Raw genomic sequence first — 20,983 nt, 5'->3', positions numbered from 1 at the left:
GACCTGACGATGGTCGCACGGTACGGCCCGTCTCGTCATCGTGTTATTCCCGGCCCGGGCCCGGTCGATGCGCGGGCGGTACCGGCCGCCTCGCGGGGACGGCGTCCCGGGCCGAGGTCCGCCATCGCGGGTGGCCGGGCATCGGCGGAGTCGTGGCGCCGTGGAGCCAGGGGTGCAGGAAGCCGGTCAGGTCGCGTCCGGCGGTCTCGGAGGCCAGCCGGACGAAGTCGGCCGTCCCGGCGTTGCCGTCGCGGTGGCGGGTGACCCAGGCCCGTTCCAGGCGCTCGAAGGCGGCGCGGCCGATCTCCTGGCGCAGGGCGTAGAGCACGAGCGCGCCGCCCTCGTAGACGCCCGGCCGGAAGATGCCGATCTTGCGGCCGGGTTCCGGGGGCAGGGGTGCGGCGGGCGGTCCCCCTGACGCGCGCCGGGCGTCGGACGCCTGGTAGGCCGCCTTCATCCGGGCTTCCAGGGACCTGCCGCCCCGCTCCTGGGCGTACAGCGTCTCGTACCAGGTGGCGTGCCCCTCATTGAGCCACAGGTCGGACCAGAGGCGGGGGCTGACGCTGTTGCCGAACCACTGGTGGGCCAGCTCGTGCACCATGATCGACTCGACGTACCAGGCGGGGAGGGCGGGGTCGGTGAACATGTCCCGCTCGAAGAGGGAGAGGGTCTGGGTCTCCAGCGCGAAGCCGATGGACGCGTCGGCCAGGAGCAGGCCGTAGGTCGCGAACGGGTAGGGACCGGTCCTGTCCTCCATCCAGGAGATCTGGCCGGGGGTCTTCGCCAGCCACGGTTCGGCCGCCGCGCGGAGTCCGGTGGGCACGACGTCCCGCAGGGGCAGGCCGTGTGGGCCGGTGCGGTGCACGACCGTCGACCGGCCGATGGACACCTGGGCGAGTTCGGTGGCCATGGGGTGCCGGGTCCGGTACGTCCAGGTGGTGGTTCCGCGTGTGCGGCCCGCGGGACGGCCGGCGTCGGCGGGCAGGCCGCTCGCGACGGCCGTGTGGCCGTCCGGGGCCGTGATCCGGAAGGTGAACAGCGCCTTGTCGGACGGGTGGTCGTTGCACGGGAAGACCAGGTGGGCGGCGTCGGCCTGGTTCGCCAGGGCGAGGCCGTCCGCGGTGCGCACCCAGCCGCCCTCGCGGTCGGCGGCCCTCGGGTCGCTGGTGTGCCGGACGGTGACGCGTGCCGGTTTCCCCTTCTCGAGGCCGTTCACGGGGGTGATCACCAGGTCTTCGCCGGCGCCGGTGAAGGCGGCGGGGCGGCCGTCGACCTCGACCGAGCGGACCGTGCCGTGGGCGAAGTCGAGGTTGAGCCGGCCGAGGTCGGCGGTGACGCGGGCGTCGATCGTGGTGACGGCTTCGAGCGGCCGGTCGTTGCGGCCGGGGTAGGCCAGCGCGATGTCGTACGCGAGCACGTCGTAGCCGGGGTTGCCCAGGTGGGGGAAGAGGCGGTCGCCGACGCCGAGCGGGACGGCGGGGTCGCTCGCCGCGAGCAGGCAGACGCAGACGGCGGGGGCGAGCACCGCCGTGGCCGCCCTCCGGCGGCGAGGGGCGGGGGCGTGAGGGGTGAGCGGCATGCCCCACGGCTATCAGCGCGCCGGTGAACGCCGGTGACGGCGCGCGTCCGACCCACCCGATCGGACAGTCATACCGCTCGGACGCTCCGGTGCGTCCGTCAGGCGCCCGAGGTCTGCGGCTGGGCCCTGCTCACGTCGAACACGCCGGCCACGTCGCGCATGGCGCGCATCAGCGCCGGAAGGCGGGCGGCGTCCGGCAACTGCACGGTGTAGGTGTGGCGCACCTGCTGCCGGTCCGGCGGTTCGACGGTCGCGGAGACGATCTCGGCGCCTTCGAGGGCCATGGCCTCGGTGAGGTCCGCGAGCAGATGCGGTCGGACGAACGATTCCGCGACCAGGGTGACCCGGCACTCGGCGCCCTCCCCCCAGCGGACACCGACCTCGGCCCGCCCCACGCCCTTCATGCGCGCCACCGCGGAGCACTGCGCGCGGTGCACGGTCACCGCTCCCCCGCGCACCGCGAAGCCGGTCACCTCGTCGGGCGGTACGGGCGTGCAGCAGCCGGCCAGCCGGACGGGCGCGCCGGCCCGGTCGGTCAGGACCTGGGCGGCGGCGGGACGGCCGGACGCCGCCCCCGCCGGGATGCCCGACTGGGGCGGGGCGAGGTCGTCGGAGCGGGGCCGGGACGACGCGTCCGCGTGCGCCGCAGCCGCGTCGCCCTGTGCGGGGTGTGCGGTCAGCCACCGCTGGATGGCGATCCGCGCCGCCGGGGTGTGCGCGTGCTCCAGCCACTCCCTGGAGGGCTCGGAGGCCGCGTCCTGACCCATGAGCAGCTGGACGGTGTCACCGTCCTTCAGCACGGTGCTCAGCGTCGCCAGCCGGCCGTTCACCCGGGCTCCGATGCACGCGTGGGCGTCCTCGCCGTACTGCGCGTAGGCGGCGTCCACGCAGGTCGCCCCCTCGGGCAGGCCCAGCGTGCCCCCGTCGGGGCGGAAGACGGTGATCTCGCGGTCCTGGGCGAGGTCCTCGCGCAGGGTGGACCAGAAGGTGTCGGGGTCGGGCGCGGCCCGCTGCCAGTCGAGCAGCCGGGAGAGCCAGCCGGGCCGGGTGGGGTCGACGCGCTCGCCGTCGCTCGCGGACTGCTCCTCCGGGGCGGCGTAGGGGTTGCCGAGGGCGACGACCCCGGCCTCGGCGACCTTGTGCATCTGGTGGGTGCGGATCAGCACCTCGACCATCTGGCCGTCCGCTCCGGTCACGGCGGTGTGCAGCGACTGGTACAGGTTGAACTTCGGTACCGCGATGAAGTCCTTGAACTCCGACACGACGGGCGTCAGGCAGGTGTGCAGCTCCCCGAGGACGCCGTAGCAGTCGGCGTCCTCGTTCACCAGCACCAGCAGGCGGCCGAAGTCGGCGCCGCGCAGCTGCCCGCGTTTTCGCGACACCCGGTGCACGGAGACGAAGTGCCGTGGGCGGATGAGGACTTCGGCGGTGATGTCCGCCTCGCGGAGCACCTTGCGCACGTCGTCGGCGACATCGGCGAGCGGATCGTCCGCGCGGGCCGCGTTGCGGACGATCAGCTCGCGTGTGTGCGCGTACTCCTCGGGGTGCAGGATCGCGAAGACCAGGTCTTCCAGTTCCGTTTTGAGCGCCTGCACACCGAGGCGTTCGGCGAGCGGGATCAGCACGTCCCGGGTCACCCTGGCGATGCGCTCCTGCTTCTCGGGGCGCATCACGCCGAGGGTGCGCATGTTGTGCAGCCGGTCGGCGAGTTTGATCGACATCACGCGGACGTCGTTGCCGGTGGCGACGAGCATCTTGCGGAAGGTCTCGGGTTCGGCGGCGGCGCCGTAGTCGACCTTCTCCAGTTTGGTGACGCCGTCGACGAGGTAGCGCACCTCCTCGCCGAACTCCTCGCGGACCTGATCCAGCGTCACGTCCGTGTCCTCGACGGTGTCGTGCAGCAGGGAGGCGGTCAAGGTCGTGGTCTCGGCCCCCAGTTCGGCGAGGATGAGGGTCACGGCGAGCGGGTGGGTGATGTACGGCTCGCCGCTCTTGCGCATCTGTCCGCGGTGCGAGGACTCGGCCAACACATAGGCACGGCGCAGGGGTTCGAGGTCGGCGTCGGGGTGATGGGCGCGGTGGGCGTCGACGACGTGCCCGATGGCGTCGGGGAGCCGGTCGCGCGCGGTGCCGCCGAGCAGTGCGGCACGGCCGAGACGGCGCAGGTCGAGCCGGGGGCGTGCCTTCCTGCGTGTTCCCGTGGGTGCGACGTGACCAGATGTCGCAGGGCCTGGGGTCGCGGGATTCACGGCCTCCGCGTTCATGGGCACCTCCGGCTGCGTGGACCGGCGGACGGTGTGCCCCAGGGCGGACTCGGGCTCAGGAGACGGCGTTCGTCCCCCGTCCGGGCCGGTGCTTGATGCTACCGAGCCGAACCCCGCCAGGCTGACCGCCTCCGGCCGAGCGTGAAACGGATCACTCCATCGAGCGAAGGTCGGCCGGAGGTCGCTTTCACGCCATCGCGTCGGCGGTCTGCCGTGATCTCGCAGCCGGTCCGCCCGCCTGCCCTGCGGATCCGCACGCCGTGCGGGCCGGGGGCTGGGATACCACGCCCACGCCCCGGTTCAGCCGAGGGCGTCCTCCAGCCAGTCCGTCTCGATCACGCCCTCGGCGACGATCACCGCCGGTCCGGTCATCTCGATCTCGCCGTCGGGCCGTTCGGTGATCACGAGGGTGCCGCCGGGCACGTCCACCGTGTACGTCACGGGGGTGCCGGTGCGGGCCGGGTCGGCGCCGTCCCTGCGGGCGGCGGCCACGGCGACCGCGCACGCGCCCGTGCCGCAGGACCGGGTCTCGCCCGCTCCGCGTTCGTGCACCCGCAGCGCCACGTGCCGCGGCCCGCGGTCGACGACGAACTCCACGTTCACCCCGTCCGGGTAGGCGGCGGCCGGGCTGCAGGGGGGCGGGGCGGACAGATCGCCCGCGTGGGCGAGGTCCTCCACGAAGGCGACGGCGTGCGGGTTGCCCATGTTGACGTTCCGTGCGGGCCAGGTGCGCCCGCCGACGCTCACCGTGACGTCACCGGCCGGGAACAGCGCCCGGCCCATGCCGACGGTGATGTCACCGTCCTTGTCGATGTGCACGCTCTTCACACCGCCGCGCGTGGCCACCGCGATGTCTCCCGCGGACACGTGTCCGGCGCGCTGGAGGTAGCGCGCGAACACGCGCACTCCGTTGCCGCACATCTCCGCGACCGAGCCGTCCCCGTTGCGGTAGTCCATGAACCACTCGGCCTCGGCCGCCATGGCCTTCGCCTCGGGGTGGGCCGCGGACCGCACCACGTGCAGCAGGCCGTCACCGCCGATTCCGGCGCGACGGTCGCACAGGGCGGCGACGGCGGCCGGGGACAGGTCGACGGCGTTCTCGGGGTCCGGGACGATCACGAAGTCGTTCTCGGTGCCGTGCCCCTTGAGGAAGGCGATCCGCGTGCTCATTCCTCGATCGTACGGGGTGCGGGTGACAGCGCGTCGCCGCCCGCGGACCCGCGGGCCGGCGCGGGGTCACCGGAGCCGGGCGACCCGCCAGACCGCCAGGGCCACCACGGCGGCAACCATCACGGAGTACGCGGCCACGACCCGCCAGTCCGACGTGCGTCCGGAGCCCCGGGCCGACAGGCCCGGCCAGGTGTAGCCCACCTTGCGGGCGGCCATCATCCCCCAGCCGGCGGCGCAGGAGCAGATCAGCAGCCCCAGCATGGCGATCACGGCACCGCTGTCGCCGAAGTCGAAGGCGAGCGGGAAGGCGAACATCAGGGAGCCGAGCGCCGCGAGCCCGACGATGGGCGCCAGCTGCCACAGGCGCAGCCTGCGCTGCGGGCGCAGCTCCACCTCGACCTCTTCACCGGCGGTGAACATCTCGTCCGGGCCGGGGCCGTCGTCGGTCACCCCGCCCTGCGTCTCCTCCGGACCGTCGGGGCTGAGACGGTCGGCTTCCTGCTCCGGCACACCCCGCTCGGTGGTGAGGTGCTCGGTGCCGTGTGCGGTGTCGCGAGGGCCGGCCTCCATCGCCACGCGCCCTCCCAACTAGGACTCCACTTGGTCGATCGAAGCTCGATGATGGCACGGCGTCACAGGCCCGGATGACGGCCTGGGCGTCCCGATGCCATGACGTGATCAGGCTGTAACCGGTCGTTCGACCAACGACAACGCGAGCTGGGGAAGTTCCGCGAGGTCCGCCGCGGCCCCACTCAACCAGTGCACCCGGGGATCGCGCCTGAACCACGAATCCTGACGGCGCGCGAAGCGCTTGGTGGCACGTACGGTCTCGGACCGCGCCTCGTCGAGGGTGCACTCCCCGGCGAGTGCCGCGAGCACCTGCTGGTAGCCGAGCGCCCGCGACGCCGTACGCCCCTCGCGCAACCCGTGCGCCTGGAGTGCGCGCACTTCTTCCACGAGGCCCGCCTCCCACATCCGGTCGACCCTGCGGGCGATGCGCTCGTCGAGTTCGGGGCGGGCCACGTCGACGCCGATCTGGAGCGTGTCGTAGACCGAGTCGTGGCCCGGGAGGTTGGCGGTGAAGGGCCGTCCGGTGATCTCGATGACCTCGAGGGCGCGGACGATGCGGCGGCCGTTGCTCGGCAGGATCACCCGCGCGGCGTCCGGGTCCGCGACGGCGAGGCGCGCGTGCAGCGCTCCCGGGCCGCGCAGCGTGAGCTCCTCCTCCAGGCGGGCCCTGACCTCGGGGTCGGTGCCCGGGAACCGGAGGTCGTCGACGGCTCCGCGGACGTAGAGGCCGGAGCCGCCCACCAGGACGGGCCAGCGTCCGCCGGCGAGCAGCGCGTCGATCCGCTCCCGGGCCAGTCGCTGGTACTCGGCGACGGAGGCGGTGACGGTGACGTCCCAGATGTCGAGCAGGTGGTGGGGGACCCCGCCGCGCTCCTCGGGCGTCAGTTTGGCGGTGCCGATGTCCATCCCCCGGTAGAGCTGCATCGAGTCGGCGTTGACGACCTCACCGCCGAGCCGCCGGGCCAGGAAAACGCCCAGATCGGACTTTCCGGCCGCGGTGGGACCGACGACGGCGATGACGCGGGGGGCGAGGGGTGCGCTGCTCACTGATCCAGTCTCCCAAACCTCGCACCCCGCTCTCGAACGGGTTACGTGACGCGGCGCCGACCGGGTCGTTGCCCGTTGCGAGGTCTCTGCCGCCGGATCGCGGCGGCGGTGCCCCGGGTCACACGAACGGACACGCCGGGCAACGCGGGATGTCGCCCGCACGAGTAACGTATGGAGTGGATATGGGCGTTTTTGCACGGCTTTTTCGGAGGTCGCGGGCCACGGAGGAGACACGGACCGCCGAGTCCCGGGCCGACGGGCCGGCGTCCGGGCCCGGATCGGAGGAGACGGCCGGGACCGCGGAACCGAAGGGATCCGCCGGGGCGCCGGAGACCGCCGAGCCGCCGGCGGCCGAGGGTGGCCAGGCCACCGCCGCCGACACCGTCGACATCCCGAAGCAGCAGTCCGCCGAGAGCGGCAGCGAAGCCGGTGAGGGCGCCCGCACGTAGATTGCCGCGAGGAAGGTGCATCATGGGTCTGCTGGACAATCTGAAGGCCAAACTCGGCCCGGCCAAGGACAAGGTCTCCGGGCTCGCGCAGCAGCACGAGGACAAGATCCAGCACGGTCTGGACAGGGCCGCGCAGACCGTCGACAAGCGGACCAAGGGCAAGTACAGCGACCGGATCGAGTCGAGTACGGGCAAGGCCAAGGGCGCCGTGGACCGCTTCACGCACAAGAACGACCCCGGTCCCGGCGGGGAGGGCACCACACCGCCGGCCGGGCCGCCGCCCACTTCCTGAGCCGAGCGGCACACCGACGGACGGCCGAGGCGCGCACCGCGTGCTCCCGGCCGTCCGCCGCCGTCCCGGCAGGACCGTCGCGGACGCCGCCCGGCCCTCGCCGCCGGACGGCCGCCGTCCGGCCCTAGGACCAGGTGGCCACGAGGTATCCCACCCCGTACGGGGCGTCCTCGTAGAGCAGTGAGCCCCGAAGTCCCCCGTTCCCGGACGCCGCGCCGGCGAGCACCTGCCAGGGGGCCCGTCCGGACACCTTCAGCTCGCGGGCCAGCCCGGTGTCCAGGGCGCGCAGGGCCGCCGTGTCGGCGGCGCCCAGGACGCGGGCGAGTTCCGCGTCGAAGGGGGCCGCGCGCTCGTCGAGGTAGCCGGGCGCCTTGAGCGTGCGGCAGGCACTGGCGTCACCCATCACCAGCATCGCCACCCGCTCCGCCCGGCCGGCGATGTCCTCCCCCTCCTCGATACACCGCTCGGCCATGAGGGAATCCCCCACGCCCCGTCCCTCGACGGGAGCGTCCGCCCATCCGGTCCGCTGCAGCAGCCACGCGCCGACGGCGAGCCCGTACGGCAGCTGCCGTCCGGCCGCGTCCTCGCCGTCGCCCCGTCCCAGCCGCACGTCCATGCCGACGCCGAAGCCGCGGAAGGATCCGGGGGTGCCCGGCGGGTAGCTCTCGGGTCCGGTGCCGTCCGACGGGCCCACCACCACCAGCAGGTCGGGCCGGGCCGCCGCGAGCACCCCCAGCGCGTCCGTGCACACGGCTCGCGCGGCGTCCAGCTCGGGGGCGGCGCCCGCGGCGACCTCGGGCACGAGCAGCGGCGGGCAGGGGCAGACTGCGGCGGCGACAAGCATGATCAGCAGCCTACTCACCATCCCCGCGCCGGGCGTGCCGGTACCGCGGGCGGCGGCTCAGTCGACGGCGCAGCCCCCGGTGACCGCCGGCAGCGGCTCGGGCACGCCGACCTTGGGCAGGCCGAGCAGCACACCCGTGGACGGTGCCGCCTTCTCGGCGCTCCGCTTCTCCCAGGCGTCACCCGCGCGGGTGCGGCGCACGTCCAGCACGGCACCTTCGGCGAGGAGGTGGTGCGGGGCGGCGTAGGTGATCTCCACGGTGACCACGTCGCCGGGGCGCACCTCCTGCTCCGGCTTGGTGAAGTGGACCAGGCGGCTGTCGGGGGCGCGGCCCGAGAGCCGGTGGGTGGCGTCGTCCTTGCGGCCCTCGCCCTCGGCGACCATGAGCTCCACCGTGCGGCCGACCTGCTTCTTGTTCTCCTCCCAAGAGATCTCCTCCTGGAGTGCGACCAGCCGCTCGTAGCGCTCCTGGACGACCTTCTTGGGGATCTGCCCATCCATCTCGGCGGCCGGAGTGCCCGGACGCTTGGAGTACTGGAAGGTGAACGCCTGCGCGAAGCGGGCCTCGCGGACCACGTGCAGGGTCTGCTGGAAGTCCTCCTCGGTCTCGCCGGGGAAGCCCACGATGATGTCGGTGCTGATCGCCGCGTGCGGGATCGCGGCCCGGACCTTCTCGATGATCCTGAGGAAGCGCTCCTGCCGGTAGGAGCGGCGCATCGCCTTCAGGACCGGGTCGGAGCCGGACTGCAGGGGCATGTGGAGCTGCGGCATCACGTTGGGCGTCTCGGCCATGGCGGCGATGACGTCGTCGGTGAAGTCGCGCGGGTGCGGGGAGGTGAAGCGGACGCGCTCCAGGCCGTCGATCGTCCCGCAGGCCCGCAGCAGCTTGCTGAACGCCTCGCGGTCACCGATGTCGGAGCCGTAGGCGTTGACGTTCTGGCCGAGCAGGGTGATCTCCGAGACGCCCTCGGCGACCAGCGCCTCGATCTCGGCGAGGATGTCGCCGGGCCGGCGGTCCTTCTCCTTGCCGCGCAGCGCCGGGACGATGCAGAAGGTGCAGGTGTTGTTGCAGCCGACGGAGATGGACACCCAGGCCGCGTAGGCGCTCTCGCGCCGGGTGGGCAGCGTGGACGGGAACGCCTCGAGCGACTCGGCGATCTCGACCTGGGCCTCCTCCTGGACGCGGGCGCGCTCCAGCAGGACGGGCAGCTTGCCGATGTTGTGCGTGCCGAAGACGACGTCCACCCACGGGGCCCGCTTGACGATGGTGTCGCGGTCCTTCTGCGCCAGGCAGCCGCCGACCGCGATCTGCATCCCGGGGCGGCTCGCCTTCTTCGGGGCGAGGTGGCCGAGGTTGCCGTACAGCTTGTTGTCGGCGTTCTCGCGCACGGCGCAGGTGTTGAACACGACGACGTCGGCGTCGCCGTCGGAACCCTCGGGGGCGCGGACGTATCCCGCGTCCTCCAGCAGCCCGGACAACCGTTCCGAGTCGTGGACGTTCATCTGGCACCCGTAGGTGCGTACTTCATAGGTGCGCGTGCCGCCCACTGACTGGCTCCGGTCGATGCTGCTCATGCGGACAAGGGTAGGCGGTGCCGGGGCCGGCCTTCCGTCCCGGCGGCCGGTCAGCCCCGCAGGGCCAGGTGGTACGCGGTGGCCCAGAGCACCAGCGCGCAGCCCAGGCCCACCACGACGCGCAGGCCCTCGTCCGGCAGGCCGGTCGCGGTCAGCGCGAGACCCACGGCCGCCACGGCCGCCAGCAGCGCGCCCGTCCACCGGTACTGCCGCTGGTCGTAGAGGCGGGCGAGCGGGAAGAAGTGCAGCCCCACGACGAGGGCGACGGCGGCGGGTATCACCCGGGGGTGGCCGGAACCGGCGGCCGCGGCGATCACGGCGGCGATGGCCGCCACCTCGGCCGCGTTGACGATGCCCACGCCCCGCGCCCAGTTCGCAGGCAGGTTCACGGTCCGGGGCGAGGGCGCGGCGTCCCCGCGGTGCCCGAATCGGATCGCCGCCGCGGTGACGAGTACGGCCGCCACCTCCACCGTCAGCGGTACGGCGTCCGTCGCCGAGCCAGTTCCCGAGGCGGCGGCGAAGGCCCAGAGCAGGGCGAACACGGAGAGCACCACGGTTCCCCTGCGCCGGAGCCGCCGGGTGAGCTCGACGCACTCGGCGTCCGCGGCGGAGGGGACCGGCTGTGTCGGTGTCATGGGCGGAGAGTACTGCGGCCGTTCCGCCACCAGGACGGATTTTCGACGGACGCCGCACCCTCCGCCGGGCGGCTCTCCTCAGGCCTCCCGGCCCGGCACCCTCAGGCCTCCTGGCCCGGCACCCTCAGGCCTCCCGGCCCGGCATCCAGCCCTGCCCGCGCAGCACCCGCGCGACGTCCGGCGCCTCGTAGTGCTCACCCTTGAGGACCTTGCCGTCGGCCCGCCGGCTGACCCGTCCGCCGGGACCCAGCTTGGTCATGTTGGAGCGGTGGATCTCGGCGATCACCGCGTCGAGGTCGATCCCGTGCACCAGCGCCGTCCCGTAGGCGACGTAGACCACGTCGGCCAGCTCGTGCGCCAGCCGGTCGAGCGGCCCGGTCACCGACACCTCGGCCACCTCCCTCGCCTCCTCCGCGAGCAGTTCCCCGCGGTGGGCGGCCAGTTCCGGGGTGACCTCGGCCGGTGTGTCACGGGCGTCCAGGCCGAAGGCGCGGTGGAACTCACGGACCAGGTCGGCGGGCGAAGCAGTCATGCGGCGACTGTAGCGGCCGCCGCCGGCGTCGTCCTGTGAGCTCCGCCCTGGTCAGCAAAGACCCGGGCTGGCAGGATCACGCGCATGTCCCACGCGCTGTCCCGGATCGGCAGGCGGCGGGCCCTGCGGGGCGCGGCCGCCGCCTTCGTGGCGTTCGGACTGCTGCTGTGGTGGCTGGCGCCCTGGAGCGAGGAGCCGCCCGGGGGGACGGTCACGCTGAGCACCGGCACCCGCTCGGGGGTCTACCAGAAGTACGGCGAGCTGCTGCGCTCGTCGCTCGGCAAGCACATGCCCGACCTCGAGGTCCGGCTGCGGACGAGCGACGGCTCGCAGGAGAACGTGCGCCGCGTGGCGACCGGACAGGCCGACTTCGCGATCGCCGCGGCCGACGCGGTGGAGACGTACCGGCTGGAACACCGGCCGGGGGCGGACGGGCTGCGGGGGGTGGCGCGCCTGTACGACGACTACGTACAGCTGGCCGTCCCGGCCGGCTCGGACATCCGCGGCGTGGAGGACCTGCGGGGCAAGCGGGTCGGCATAGGGCCGCCCAAGTCGGGGGTGCGGCTCATAGCGAACCGGGTGCTCCAGGCGGCCGGCATCGATCCGGAGACGGACATCGAGCCGTCCTCGGACGGCATCGACAGCGGACCGGGACGGCTGGGCCACGGTCTGGACGCGTTCTTCTGGTCGGGCGGGCTGCCCACGGACGGCCTGAAGACGTTCGCCGAGCAGGCCGCGCTCAGGTTCGTGCCGATCGACGCCGACCTGGTGGCGGAGCTGCACGAGCAGGGCGGCGCCACGCGCTACTACCGCGCCACCAACATGCCGGAGTCCGCCTACCCGGGCAGTCAGCTCGGTTCCGCCGTCCCGACGATGGCGGTGTCCAACCTGCTGATCACGCGCACGGACGTGGATCCCCGGCTCACCGAGTGGCTGACCCGCATCGTCCTCAAGAGCCGCGACGGCATCGGCGCGCACGTCCACTCCGCCCAGCTGGTCGACGTGCGCACCGCGATCTACACCGATCCGCTGCGGCTGCACGACGGCGCCCGCCGGTACTACCGGTCCGTCAAGCCCTGAGCCGCCGGATCCCCCGCGGGAGCGTTCCTGGGCACCGTCACGGTCACCCGCAGTCCGTGCGGCTCGTGGCACTCGTACGCGATCGAGCCGCCGCCCGCCGCGAGCAGGGCCCGGGAGATGGACAGGCCGAGTCCCGAGCCCTTGATGTTCTGGTGGCGGCCGCTGCGCCAGAAGCGGTCGCCGACGCGGGTCAGCTCCTCGGCGGTCAGTCCCGGCCCGTTGTCGGTGACGACCACGGTGACGGTGTCGCCGCGGGGGGCCACGGCCACCTCGACGGTCTCTCCCCCGGGCGTGAACTTCACCGCGTTGTCGATGACCGCGTCCAGCGCGCTGGACAGCGCGACCGGGTCGGCCCAGGCGGTGGTGGGCGGGCAGGTGCCGGTCAGCCGGACGTCCTTGGCGCCGGCGGTGGGTGACCAGGCCGCGACCCGCTCGGCGGTGAGGGCACCGATGTCGGTGATCTGGAGGTCCGCCTCGCTGTGCTCGGCGAGCGCCAGACCCAGCAGGTCGTCCAGGACCTGCGCCAGACGCTTGCCCTCGGCCTGCACGGAGGCGATCTCCTCGTTGCCCTCGGGCAGCTCCAGGGCGAGCAGCTCGATGCGCAGCAGCAGCGCGGCCAGGGGGTTGCGCAGTTGGTGGGAGGCGTCCGCGACGAAGGCGCGCTGCTGCTCCAGGACGCTCTCGACGTTGTCCGCCATCTCGTTGAACGACCGGGCGAGCCGTCTGAGCTCCGGTGGTCCGCCGGCTGCCGCGACCCGGGACTTCAGCCGCCCGGTGGCGATGTCATGGGTGGTGGCGTCCAGGACGCGTACGGGTTTGAGCACCCAGCCGGCCAGCCGCAGCGCCGCGCCGACGGCGAGCAGCATCGCGGCGGCCTCCCCTGCGGCGATGACCAGCCAGCCCTGCAGGATGCGCGAGCGCATCTGCCCGGTGGGCGAGTCGGTGACCACGACCGCGACGACGTCGCCGTCCCGGATGACCGGGGAGGCCACGACGAGGCTGCGCCGCTGCCAGGGCCACACCTGCTCGGGGTCGTGGCTGCGGCGGCTGAGCAGCGCCTCCTCGAAGGCGTCGCGGACCTCGCCCGTGGCGGGCAGGAACCAGTCGGCCGGCGCCTGCGCCATCGGCGAGTCGTTGCGGTAGAAGACGCCCGCGCGGATGCCGTAGACCCGGTGGTAGCTGCGGAGCTCGCTGCCGAGGGTCTCCCTGCGCTCGTCGACGTCCCCGCCCGCCGGGTCGGCGGGTTCGGTGACGAACTGGGCGAGGGCCGCGAACCGTGCCGTGTCGTCGATCCGGTCGACCACGACCTTCTGCTGCTGCGCGCCGGCCAGACTGACGGCGAGCGGAATACCGAGGGCGAGCAGCACGGCCGCCATCAGGACGATGAGCAGCGGAAGCAGACGCGTGTGCACCCGGCCCCGCTACGCCACGGGCGCGACGAGCCGGTAGCCGACGCCGCGTACGGTCTCGATGAGGGCGGGCATGCGCAGCTTGGACCGCAGGGACGCGACGTGCACCTCCAGGGTGCGCCCGGTCCCCTCCCAGCTGGTGCGCCACACCTCGCTGATGATCTGTTCCCGGCGGAAGACCACACCCGGCCGCTGGGCGAGCAGGGCGAGCAGGTCGAACTCCTTGCGGGTGAGCTGGACGACCGAGCCGTTCACGCTGACCTGGCGGGTCGGCAGCTCGATGCGGACGGGGCCGAGGCGCAGCTCGGTCTCCGTGCTGCCGGTGGCCTCCTCGGGGGCGCTGCGCCGGCTGACGGCGTGGATCCGCGCGAGCAGCTCCCCGGTGTCGTACGGCTTGACCACGTAGTCGTCGGCGCCGAGGTTGAGGCCGTGGATGCGGGAGCGGACGTCGGAGCGCGCGGTGACCATGATCACCGGTGTGCCGGTGCGCTTGCGGATCTTGCCGCACACCTCGTAGCCGTCCTGGTCGGGCAGACCCAGGTCGAGCAGGACCACCCCGAAGCCGTTGCCCTCGGGGACGAGCGCCTGGAGGGCCTCCTCGCCGCTGCGCGCGTGGGTGACGTCGAACCCGTGTCGCGCGAGGACCGCAGACAGGGCGGCGGCGACGTGGTTGTCGTCCTCGACAAGAAGCAGTCTCACCAGGGCCCCCTTCGGTTCATCGGCTGTACGTTCTCTCCGTGTGGACTGCGCGTGCGGACGCGTGTCGCACCTTGCAGTCACGCCGATGGAGCGGGACGGCGTCAAGAGGGTTCCGGTTGCGCTTTCGTACCGTTACCCCGCCGAAATCACCCCTGCTCACAAGTGCTACGACAGGTGTCCGATTGCTATCGGATCGTGATGCTCAGATTCCCCTCAGATGTAATGACGGACGTCTGACGGGTTACTACTGTCCTCCGAAACCGAGGAGGACGGAGCCCGAGAGCGATGACCGAAGTATCGGTGGCCAAGGAAGATGTGGCCGCGACCGGCGATCTGGTCGTCCTGAAGAGCGTCAACAAGCACTTCGGCGCGTTGCACGTACTCCAGGACATCGACCTGACGATCGCCCGTGGCGAAGTCGTCGTGGTCATCGGACCCTCCGGGTCCGGCAAGTCCACCCTGTGCCGCACCATCAACCGACTGGAGACGATCGACTCCGGCTCGATCACCATCGACGGCAAGCCCCTGCCCCACGAGGGCAAGGAGCTCGCCCGGCTGCGGGCTGACGTGGGCATGGTCTTCCAGAGTTTCAACCTCTTCGCGCACAAGACCGTGCTCGAGAACGTGACGCTGGGCCAGGTCAAGGTCCGCAAGAAGGACAAGAAGGCGGCCGACGAGCGGGCCCGTGCCCTGCTCGACCGGGTCGGTGTGGGCGCGCAGGCCGAGAAGTACCCCGCGCAGCTCTCCGGCGGCCAGCAGCAGCGTGTCGCCATCGCGCGTGCCCTGGCGATGGAGCCCAAGGTCATGCTCTTCGACGAGCCGACGTCGGCCCTCGACCCGGAGATGATCAACGAGGTGCTGGAGGTCATGCAGCAGCTCGCCCGGGACGGGATGACGATGATCGTCGTCACCCACGAGATGGGTTTCGCCCGCTCGGCGGCGAACCGCGTGGTGTTCATGGCCGACGGTCGCATCGTCGAACAGGCTTCGCCGGATCAGTTCTTCAGCAATCCGCGCAGCGACCGTGCCAAGGACTTCCTGTCGAAGATCCTTCACCACTGACGGCGCCCCCGCGCCCCGAGGACTCGCGTCACCGGACATGCCCGGCCGCGTCATTTCACCAGTCAAAGGATGTGCACCAATGAAGCTCCGCAAGGTCACCGCCGCCTCGGCCGCCGTGTTCGCCCTTGCCCTGACCGCCACCGCCTGTGGCGGCGACGACAGCGGTGACGGCGGTTCGTCCTCCTCGGGCGGCGGCGAGAAGATCAAGATCGGCATCAAGTACGACCAGCCCGGTCTCGGCCTGAAGACGCCGGACGGCTCCTTCTCCGGCTTCGACGTGGACGTGGCGACCTACGTCGCCAAGGAGCTCGGCTACGAGCCGAACCAGATCGAGTGGGTCGAGACCAAGAGCGCCGACCGCGAGAACGCCCTCTCGCGCGGGGACGTGAAGCTGATCGCGGCGACGTACTCGATCACCGACGAGCGCAAGCAGAAGGTCGACTTCGCCGGCCCGTACCTGCTGGCCCACCAGGACCTGCTGGTCAAGGCCGACTCGGACATCACCGAGGCCACGGACCTGAACGACAAGAAGCTCTGCTCGGTGACCGGCTCCACCTCCGCGCAGAACGTCAAGAACGACTTCGCGCCGAAGGCCCAGCTGAGCAACCGCGGCGGCTACTCGGAGTGCCTGTCCGCCCTGCAGAGCGGCCAGGTGGACGCGCTGACCACCGACGACTCGATCCTCGCCGGTTACGCCGCGCAGGACCAGTACAAGGGCAAGTTCAAGCTGGCCGGCCTGAAGCTGAGCAACGAGAACTACGGCATCGGCGTCAAGAAGGGCGACACGGAGACCGTGAACAAGGTCAACGCCGCGCTCGAGAAGATGGTCAGCGACGGTTCGTGGGAGAAGGCCGTCGAGGACAACTTCGGCCCGGCGAACTACAAGAACGAGCCCGCGCCGAAGATCGGCCAGCTCGTCAAGTAACGCGGGACTCCGCCGACGCAGGAGCCCCGCGGCCCACGCGGGGCTCCGCCGATGTGCCGCCGCCTCCGGCCTGTCCGGCGGCGGCGCGTCACGTCCGCCCCTCACGTCACACACCCGGAAGCGCGGGAGATCGTGTTCGACTTTCTTTCAAAATATGACGACCCGTCCCTGCTGGGTGCTTTCTGGGTCACGGTGCAGCTCACCGTCTTCTCGGCCGTCGGCTCCCTGATCTGGGGCACCCTGCTGGCGGCCATGCGGGTCAGCCCCGTACCGCTGATGCGCGGCTTCGGCACCGCCTACGTGAACCTCGTCCGGAACATCCCCCTGACCGTCATCATCGTCTTCACGTCGCTCGGCCTCGCCGACATCTTCGGCGTGACGATGGGCGCGCGGGACAACTTCGACCTGATGTACTTCCGGCTGGCCGTGCTGGGCCTCGTCGCCTACACCGCCGCCTTCGTGTGCGAGGCGATCCGCTCCGGCATCAACACGGTGCCCGTCGGACAGGCCGAGGCGGCGCGTGCCCTCGGACTGAGCTTCAGCCAGGTACTCAGGCTCGTCGTGCTGCCGCAGGCGTTCCGCTCGGTGATCGGCCCGCTGGCCAACGTGCTGATCGCGCTGACCAAGAACACGACCGTCGCGGCCACCATCGGTGTGGCGGAGGCCGCGTTCCTGATGAAGGGAATGATCGAGAACGAGGCACAGACGCTGCTCATCGGCGCGGTCTTCGCCTTCGGGTTCGTGGTACTGACCCTGCCCACCGGCCTGATCCTCAACTGGCTGAGCAAGCGCCTGGCGGTGAAGCGATGACTTCTGTTCTCTACGACGCCCCCGGCCCCAAGGCCAAGCGGCGCAACCTGCTCCTCTCGGTCCTCTTCTTCGCCCTGCTCGCCCTGGCGCTGTGGTGGGTGTGGTCGGTGATGGACGACAAGGGCCAGCTGGAGTGGTCCCTGTGGAAGCCCTTCACCACGTCCGAGGCCTGGACGACGTATCTGCTGCCGGGCCTGGCCGACACGCTGAAGGCGGCGAGCCTCGCCATGGTCATCGCCCTCCCGCTGGGCGCCGTCCTCGGCATCGCGCGCATGTCGGACCACCGCTGGGTGCGTGTCCCGGCCGGCGCGGTGGTCGAGTTCTTCCGGGCCATCCCGGTGCTGCTGCTGATGCTGTTCGCCAACGAGTTCTTCGCCCGGTCCACGGACGTCACCAGTGAGGACCGGCCCCTGTACGCGGTCGTCACCGGTCTGGTGCTCTACAACGCCTCGGTGCTCGCCGAGGTGGTCCGGGCCGGCATCCTCTCCCTTCCCAAGGGGCAGTCCGAGGCCGCCCAGGCGATCGGCCTGCGCAAGAGCCAGACGATGGGCAGCATCCTGCTGCCGCAGGCGGTCACGGTGATGCTCCCGGCGATCGTCAGCCAGCTGGTCGTCATCGTGAAGGACACCGCGCTGGGCGGCGTGATGCTCGGCTTCACCGAGCTGCTGAACTCGCGCGCCACGCTGGCGGCCAACTACGCCAACGTCATCCCCAGCTTCATCGTGGTGGCGATCGTCTTCATCGTCCTCAACTTCCTCCTCACCTCGTTCGCCTCCTGGCTCGAGGGCCGGCTGCGCCGCAGCAAGCGCAGCACGGGTGCGGTGCTCGGCGCGGACGACATCGACGACCTCAACGCGGCCAAGGCGGGCGGTCCCCACGGGACCGGTGCGGGCGGCACCGTCTGAGGCACCGCTGCCGTACGGCATGGATGTGGCCCGCCGGGATCCGGCGGGCCACACTCGTGTCGAGTGGCCGGCGGATCCGGCCGGTGCCAGGGAGCGGTACGCCCCGGACTCGTGTGATGAGCGGACGACCGGTGTGACGGGCATCCGTCCTCTTCATGATCGCCACCGGCCTTCGGTCACTTGACGCAAGCACCGGCAATGGGTTGCATACGTTCTGTGATCGCGCACCCTGCTCCATTCTTCTGTTCCACCACGTCCCTTCGGACGTCACTCCGGGCAGGGGGCGCCGCGCCGTGGACCCGGTGATCGTCGTCGGAGCGGGGCCCGTCGGGCTCACGCTCGCACTGGCGCTGGCACGTCAGGACGTACCGTGCGTGGTCCTCGACGAGGGACCGGGCAAGGACGAACCCCGTCCGGCACGGACCGTCGTGCTGCGGGAGGACACCGCCGCGCTCGTGGAGCGGCTGACCGGCGTACCGCTCGCGCACGCCGGTGCCCGTTGGGCCGGATGGCGGTCGGTGCGGCGCAAGCAGGTGATGTACGAGGTCGCCTTCGCCGACACCGATCCCGCCCCGCTGCACATCGCCCAGCACGTCCTGACGGACGCCCTGCGCACGGCACTCGCGGGCGAGCGGCTCGCCGAGATCGCCGTGGAGAGCCGGCTGGACACCATAGAGCAGGAGCCCTCCGGCGTCACCGCCCGCACGCGCGGCGCCGCGGGCACCTGGTGGCGCGGCAGTTACCTGGTCGGCTGCGACGGGCCGCGCTCGACGGTGCGCAAGCTCCAGGACATCCGCTTCCCCGGCCGCACCGCGGTGGAACGGCACGCCGTGGCCGCCCTGCGCACCGAGCTCCCCTGGTACGACGAGGCGCTGCTGCACCGGATGCCGCCGTGGCGCACGTCCGGCCCCTCCGCCGGGGAGATCACCGCGCGGCCGCTGCCGGACGACGTGTGGCGGCTGGACTGGCTGCTGCCGCCGGGCAAGGACCTGGTCACGCCGGAACTGCTGCTGGCCCGGGTCAGGGAGACCCTGACCGGCTGGGGCGGCGGCCCCACCCCGTCGTACGAACTGCTGGACACCGGTGTCCACACCGTGCACCACCGGCTGGCCCGGCGCTGGCGGGCCGACCGGGTGTTCCTCGCCGGGGACGCGGCCCATCTGCTCGGCGCGCTGGGCACCCACGGGCTGGACGAGGGGCTCCGCGACGCGGACAACCTCGCCTGGAAGCTGGCGCTGGCCTGGCACCACGGTCCTCACGAGGCACTGCTCGACAGCTACCAGACCGAGCGCCGCGCGATCGTCTCCGCCCGGCTGCGCGCCGCCGACCAGGCACTACCCCTGCTGCGGGGCGGCGGAGGGCTGCGTGCCTACGTTCCGGGCTCCGCGCGGGGGCACGACACGCTGCTGACGGACGGTCACCTGGGGCGCGGTGCCCTGGGCGCGCCGGGGACGTACGCGCGGTCCCCGCTCGCGCCCGGACCGCTGGAGGGCGAGGCCCCGGTCGGGACGGCGCCCGGGGCGGCGGTGACGGACGTGCGGGTCACGGCCGAGGACGGCACGTTCGTCCGGCTGCGGGACCGGCTCGGCCGGGGTGCGCTGCTCGTGGTGCTGATCGCACCCGGAACGGGTGTGTGGGAGCGCAGGCACTGGGTGTCCGCGGGGATCATGCCCCGGCTGGCGGCGGCGGTCTCGGCGCTGCCGCACCGGGCGGAACTGCTGGTCGCCGAGAGCTACCCGGGCGCGGCGGCCCACACCGTGCTGCTGGTACGCCCCGACGGTCACCTGGTGACCGCGCTGAGCGGGGTCCGCCCGGCGGACCTGTACACGGCCGCGGAGGCGGTGCTCGGCGGTCCGGCCGCGGAGGAGGGCGGGGAGGGCGCCGGGGCGAGGGCCGACGCGGGGGCGGGGTCGCGCTGAGGCGGGCCGCCGCTCCCGGCGTCCGGATGGTGACGTCGAGTTGAACCGGTGATCGGCCTCGTGGTGTACTCCGCCTCGTGACCGACACCTGCGTGCACCTGTGGCGGAGGGTCCACATGGACCTCGTCCGCTACGCGGGCTGCGTGTGTCGCCCGTCCTGTTGATTCGCCTCTCTCCTTCTCGCGCGCCGTTGCCGCGCGCCTTCGCGAACTCTTCTCCAGGACGGTGCACATGTCTGTCTCCTCCCCTGCCCCGGCTCCCTCCGCCGCCCCCACCCAGGCGGACCTCCTCGACTTCGTGCGGCGGATCGCCGCCGACGCCGAACTCATCGCCTCCCTCCCGCTCGACCCCGAGGGGCGCACCTGGGTGCGGCTCGACGGGCCGGGCGGCAGCGAGGCATGGCTGATCGGCTGGCCGCCGGGGACCGGTACCGGCTGGCACGACCACGCCGACTCCGTGGGCGCCTTCATGACCGCCGCGGGCGAGCTGAAGGAGCACTCGCTGGCCGCCCGGCTGCCCACCGACGGCTGGCGGACGCTGGAGCTCACCGACGGCGTGGACCGGGAGCGCCGGCTGACCGCCGGGCAGGGCCGCGCCTTCGGGCGGCACCATGTGCACGAGGTGCTCAACGAGTCCGCGGACCGGCACGCGGTCTCGGTGCACGCCTACTTCCCGCCGTTGCCGCGGATCCGCCGTTACAGTCGCAGCGGCCCTGTGCTGCGCCTGGAGCAGGTCGAACGTCCGGAGGACTGGCAGTGAGCGGGACGAACGAGACGAGCGGACAGAGCGCCGGGATCGACGAACTGCTGGAGCGGGTGCGAGCCGGCTACGAACGCGTCGAGGCCCCGGCGGCCTACGAGGCGGCCCGGACCGGTGAGGCGCTGCTGGTGGACATCCGGTACGCCGCGCTGCGGGACCGCGACGGGCTCGTCCCGGGCGCTCTGGTCGTCGAGCGCAACGAGCTGGAGTGGCGTCTGGACCCCCGGGGCAGCCACCGTCTTCCCGAGGCGACCGGCCATGACCTGCGCGTGGTCGTGATCTGCAACGAGGGCTACGCCTCCAGCCTGGCGGCGGAGTCCCTCCACCGGCTGGGGCTGCGTCGCGCCACCGACCTGGTGGGCGGCTTCCAGGCGTGGCGGGCCGCGGGTCTCCCGGTGACGCGGACGCCCGCCGCGTAGACGCCGGTGCGGGCGGGGTCGCCGGCCTGGGCGGCGGGG

General features: G+C 72.4%; 22 protein-coding genes. 11 read left to right on the top strand and 11 right to left on the bottom strand.

Annotation, left to right across the window (positions count from 1 at the left end; all coding sequences use genetic code 11):
• Positions 1–43: 43 nt before the first annotated feature.
• The 5 genes from IE172_RS13185 to miaA form a co-directional block, all read right to left on the bottom strand.
• Positions 44–1,579 carry a M1 family metallopeptidase gene (locus IE172_RS13185; RefSeq protein WP_190097386.1) on the bottom strand — a complete coding sequence of 512 codons (1,536 nt, stop codon included), beginning with the start codon at positions 1,577–1,579 and terminating at the stop codon, positions 44–46.
• A gap of 98 nt (positions 1,580–1,677) precedes the next feature.
• Positions 1,678–3,843, bottom strand: a complete 2,166-nt coding sequence (locus IE172_RS13180) for a RelA/SpoT family protein (protein WP_190097385.1) — start codon at positions 3,841–3,843, stop codon at positions 1,678–1,680.
• Positions 3,844–4,143: 300 nt separating this feature from the next.
• Positions 4,144–5,013, bottom strand: a complete 870-nt coding sequence (dapF, locus tag IE172_RS13175) for a diaminopimelate epimerase (protein ID WP_190097384.1) — start codon at positions 5,011–5,013, stop codon at positions 4,144–4,146.
• Between the two features lie 66 nt (positions 5,014–5,079).
• On the bottom strand, positions 5,080–5,583 hold the full coding sequence (locus IE172_RS13170) for a hypothetical protein (RefSeq protein ID WP_190097610.1): 504 nt from the start codon (positions 5,581–5,583) through the stop codon (positions 5,080–5,082).
• Between the two features lie 108 nt (positions 5,584–5,691).
• A complete protein-coding gene (miaA, locus tag IE172_RS13165; RefSeq protein ID WP_190097383.1) occupies positions 5,692–6,630 on the bottom strand; it encodes a tRNA (adenosine(37)-N6)-dimethylallyltransferase MiaA in 939 nt (312 codons plus the stop codon).
• A gap of 182 nt (positions 6,631–6,812) precedes the next feature.
• Between miaA and IE172_RS13160 the strand changes: the two genes are divergently transcribed.
• Both IE172_RS13160 and IE172_RS13155 read left to right on the top strand, forming a co-directional pair.
• Entirely contained in the window at positions 6,813–7,079 is a 267-nt protein-coding gene (locus IE172_RS13160) for a hypothetical protein (RefSeq protein ID WP_190097382.1), read from the top strand.
• Positions 7,080–7,101: 22 nt separating this feature from the next.
• The gene (locus tag IE172_RS13155) at positions 7,102–7,371 is read left to right on the top strand and encodes an antitoxin (RefSeq protein ID WP_190097381.1); all 270 of its coding nucleotides are present in this window, start codon (positions 7,102–7,104) and stop codon (positions 7,369–7,371) included.
• Positions 7,372–7,495: 124 nt separating this feature from the next.
• Here the strand turns inward: IE172_RS13155 and IE172_RS13150 are convergent, their stop codons facing one another.
• The 4 genes from IE172_RS13150 to IE172_RS13135 all read right to left on the bottom strand — a co-directional run bounded on the left by IE172_RS13150 (position 7,496) and on the right by IE172_RS13135 (position 10,957).
• Positions 7,496–8,215 carry a class III extradiol dioxygenase subunit B-like domain-containing protein gene (locus IE172_RS13150; RefSeq protein ID WP_190097380.1) on the bottom strand — a complete coding sequence of 240 codons (720 nt, stop codon included), beginning with the start codon at positions 8,213–8,215 and terminating at the stop codon, positions 7,496–7,498.
• 57 nt (positions 8,216–8,272) lie between these two features.
• Positions 8,273–9,790 carry a tRNA (N6-isopentenyl adenosine(37)-C2)-methylthiotransferase MiaB gene (gene miaB / locus IE172_RS13145; protein ID WP_190097379.1) on the bottom strand — a complete coding sequence of 506 codons (1,518 nt, stop codon included), beginning with the start codon at positions 9,788–9,790 and terminating at the stop codon, positions 8,273–8,275.
• Between the two features lie 50 nt (positions 9,791–9,840).
• Positions 9,841–10,425 (bottom strand): DUF7010 family protein, encoded by a 585-nt coding sequence (locus IE172_RS13140; RefSeq protein WP_190097378.1) that lies wholly within the window; start codon positions 10,423–10,425, stop codon positions 9,841–9,843.
• 124 nt (positions 10,426–10,549) lie between these two features.
• The gene (locus IE172_RS13135; protein ID WP_190097377.1) at positions 10,550–10,957 is read right to left on the bottom strand and encodes a pyrophosphohydrolase domain-containing protein; all 408 of its coding nucleotides are present in this window, start codon (positions 10,955–10,957) and stop codon (positions 10,550–10,552) included.
• An 84-nt stretch (positions 10,958–11,041) separates the two neighbouring features.
• On the opposite strand from IE172_RS13135, the gene IE172_RS13130 reads away from it, so the two are divergent.
• Positions 11,042–12,037 (top strand): TAXI family TRAP transporter solute-binding subunit, encoded by a 996-nt coding sequence (locus tag IE172_RS13130; RefSeq protein WP_190097376.1) that lies wholly within the window; start codon positions 11,042–11,044, stop codon positions 12,035–12,037.
• Here IE172_RS13130 and IE172_RS13125 read toward each other — a convergent pair.
• On the bottom strand, positions 12,016–13,449 hold the full coding sequence (locus IE172_RS13125) for a HAMP domain-containing sensor histidine kinase (RefSeq protein WP_190097375.1): 1,434 nt from the start codon (positions 13,447–13,449) through the stop codon (positions 12,016–12,018). The two genes, IE172_RS13130 and IE172_RS13125, sit on opposite strands and share 22 nt — an antisense overlap.
• Positions 13,450–13,458: 9 nt before the next feature.
• Entirely contained in the window at positions 13,459–14,145 is a 687-nt protein-coding gene (locus IE172_RS13120) for a response regulator transcription factor (protein ID WP_190097374.1), read from the bottom strand.
• 285 nt (positions 14,146–14,430) lie between these two features.
• Here IE172_RS13120 and IE172_RS13115 point away from each other — a divergent pair, with 285 nt between their 5' ends.
• From IE172_RS13115 to IE172_RS13085, 8 genes are all read left to right on the top strand, one after another.
• Entirely contained in the window at positions 14,431–15,207 is a 777-nt protein-coding gene (locus IE172_RS13115; protein ID WP_190097373.1) for an amino acid ABC transporter ATP-binding protein, read from the top strand.
• A 79-nt stretch (positions 15,208–15,286) separates the two neighbouring features.
• The gene (locus IE172_RS13110; RefSeq protein ID WP_190097372.1) at positions 15,287–16,132 is read left to right on the top strand and encodes a glutamate ABC transporter substrate-binding protein; all 846 of its coding nucleotides are present in this window, start codon (positions 15,287–15,289) and stop codon (positions 16,130–16,132) included.
• 132 nt (positions 16,133–16,264) lie between these two features.
• Positions 16,265–16,942 (top strand): amino acid ABC transporter permease, encoded by a 678-nt coding sequence (locus tag IE172_RS13105; RefSeq protein WP_190097371.1) that lies wholly within the window; start codon positions 16,265–16,267, stop codon positions 16,940–16,942.
• A complete protein-coding gene (locus IE172_RS13100) occupies positions 16,939–17,847 on the top strand; it encodes an amino acid ABC transporter permease (protein ID WP_190097370.1) in 909 nt (302 codons plus the stop codon). Before IE172_RS13105 ends, IE172_RS13100 begins: the two co-directional genes overlap by 4 nt.
• A gap of 293 nt (positions 17,848–18,140) precedes the next feature.
• Positions 18,141–19,766, top strand: a complete 1,626-nt coding sequence (locus tag IE172_RS13095) for an FAD-dependent monooxygenase (protein ID WP_190097369.1) — start codon at positions 18,141–18,143, stop codon at positions 19,764–19,766.
• Between the two features lie 77 nt (positions 19,767–19,843).
• Positions 19,844–19,930, top strand: coding sequence for a putative leader peptide (locus IE172_RS35340; RefSeq protein ID WP_351151402.1), 87 nt, complete (start codon positions 19,844–19,846; stop codon positions 19,928–19,930).
• 67 nt (positions 19,931–19,997) lie between these two features.
• A complete protein-coding gene (locus IE172_RS13090) occupies positions 19,998–20,525 on the top strand; it encodes a cupin domain-containing protein (RefSeq protein ID WP_190097368.1) in 528 nt (175 codons plus the stop codon).
• Positions 20,522–20,944 carry a rhodanese-like domain-containing protein gene (locus IE172_RS13085; RefSeq protein ID WP_190097367.1) on the top strand — a complete coding sequence of 141 codons (423 nt, stop codon included), beginning with the start codon at positions 20,522–20,524 and terminating at the stop codon, positions 20,942–20,944. The genes IE172_RS13090 and IE172_RS13085 overlap by 4 nt, the downstream gene beginning before the upstream one ends.
• The last annotated feature ends 39 nt before the right edge of the window (positions 20,945–20,983 follow it).

The organism is Streptomyces griseoflavus, assembly GCF_014649995.1.
In the GTDB taxonomy this organism is placed as follows: Bacteria; Actinomycetota; Actinomycetes; order Streptomycetales; family Streptomycetaceae; genus Streptomyces; species Streptomyces griseoflavus.
The sequence above is the reverse complement of the archived record's forward strand: the minus strand, read 5'-3'. Positions and strand labels throughout refer to the sequence as shown.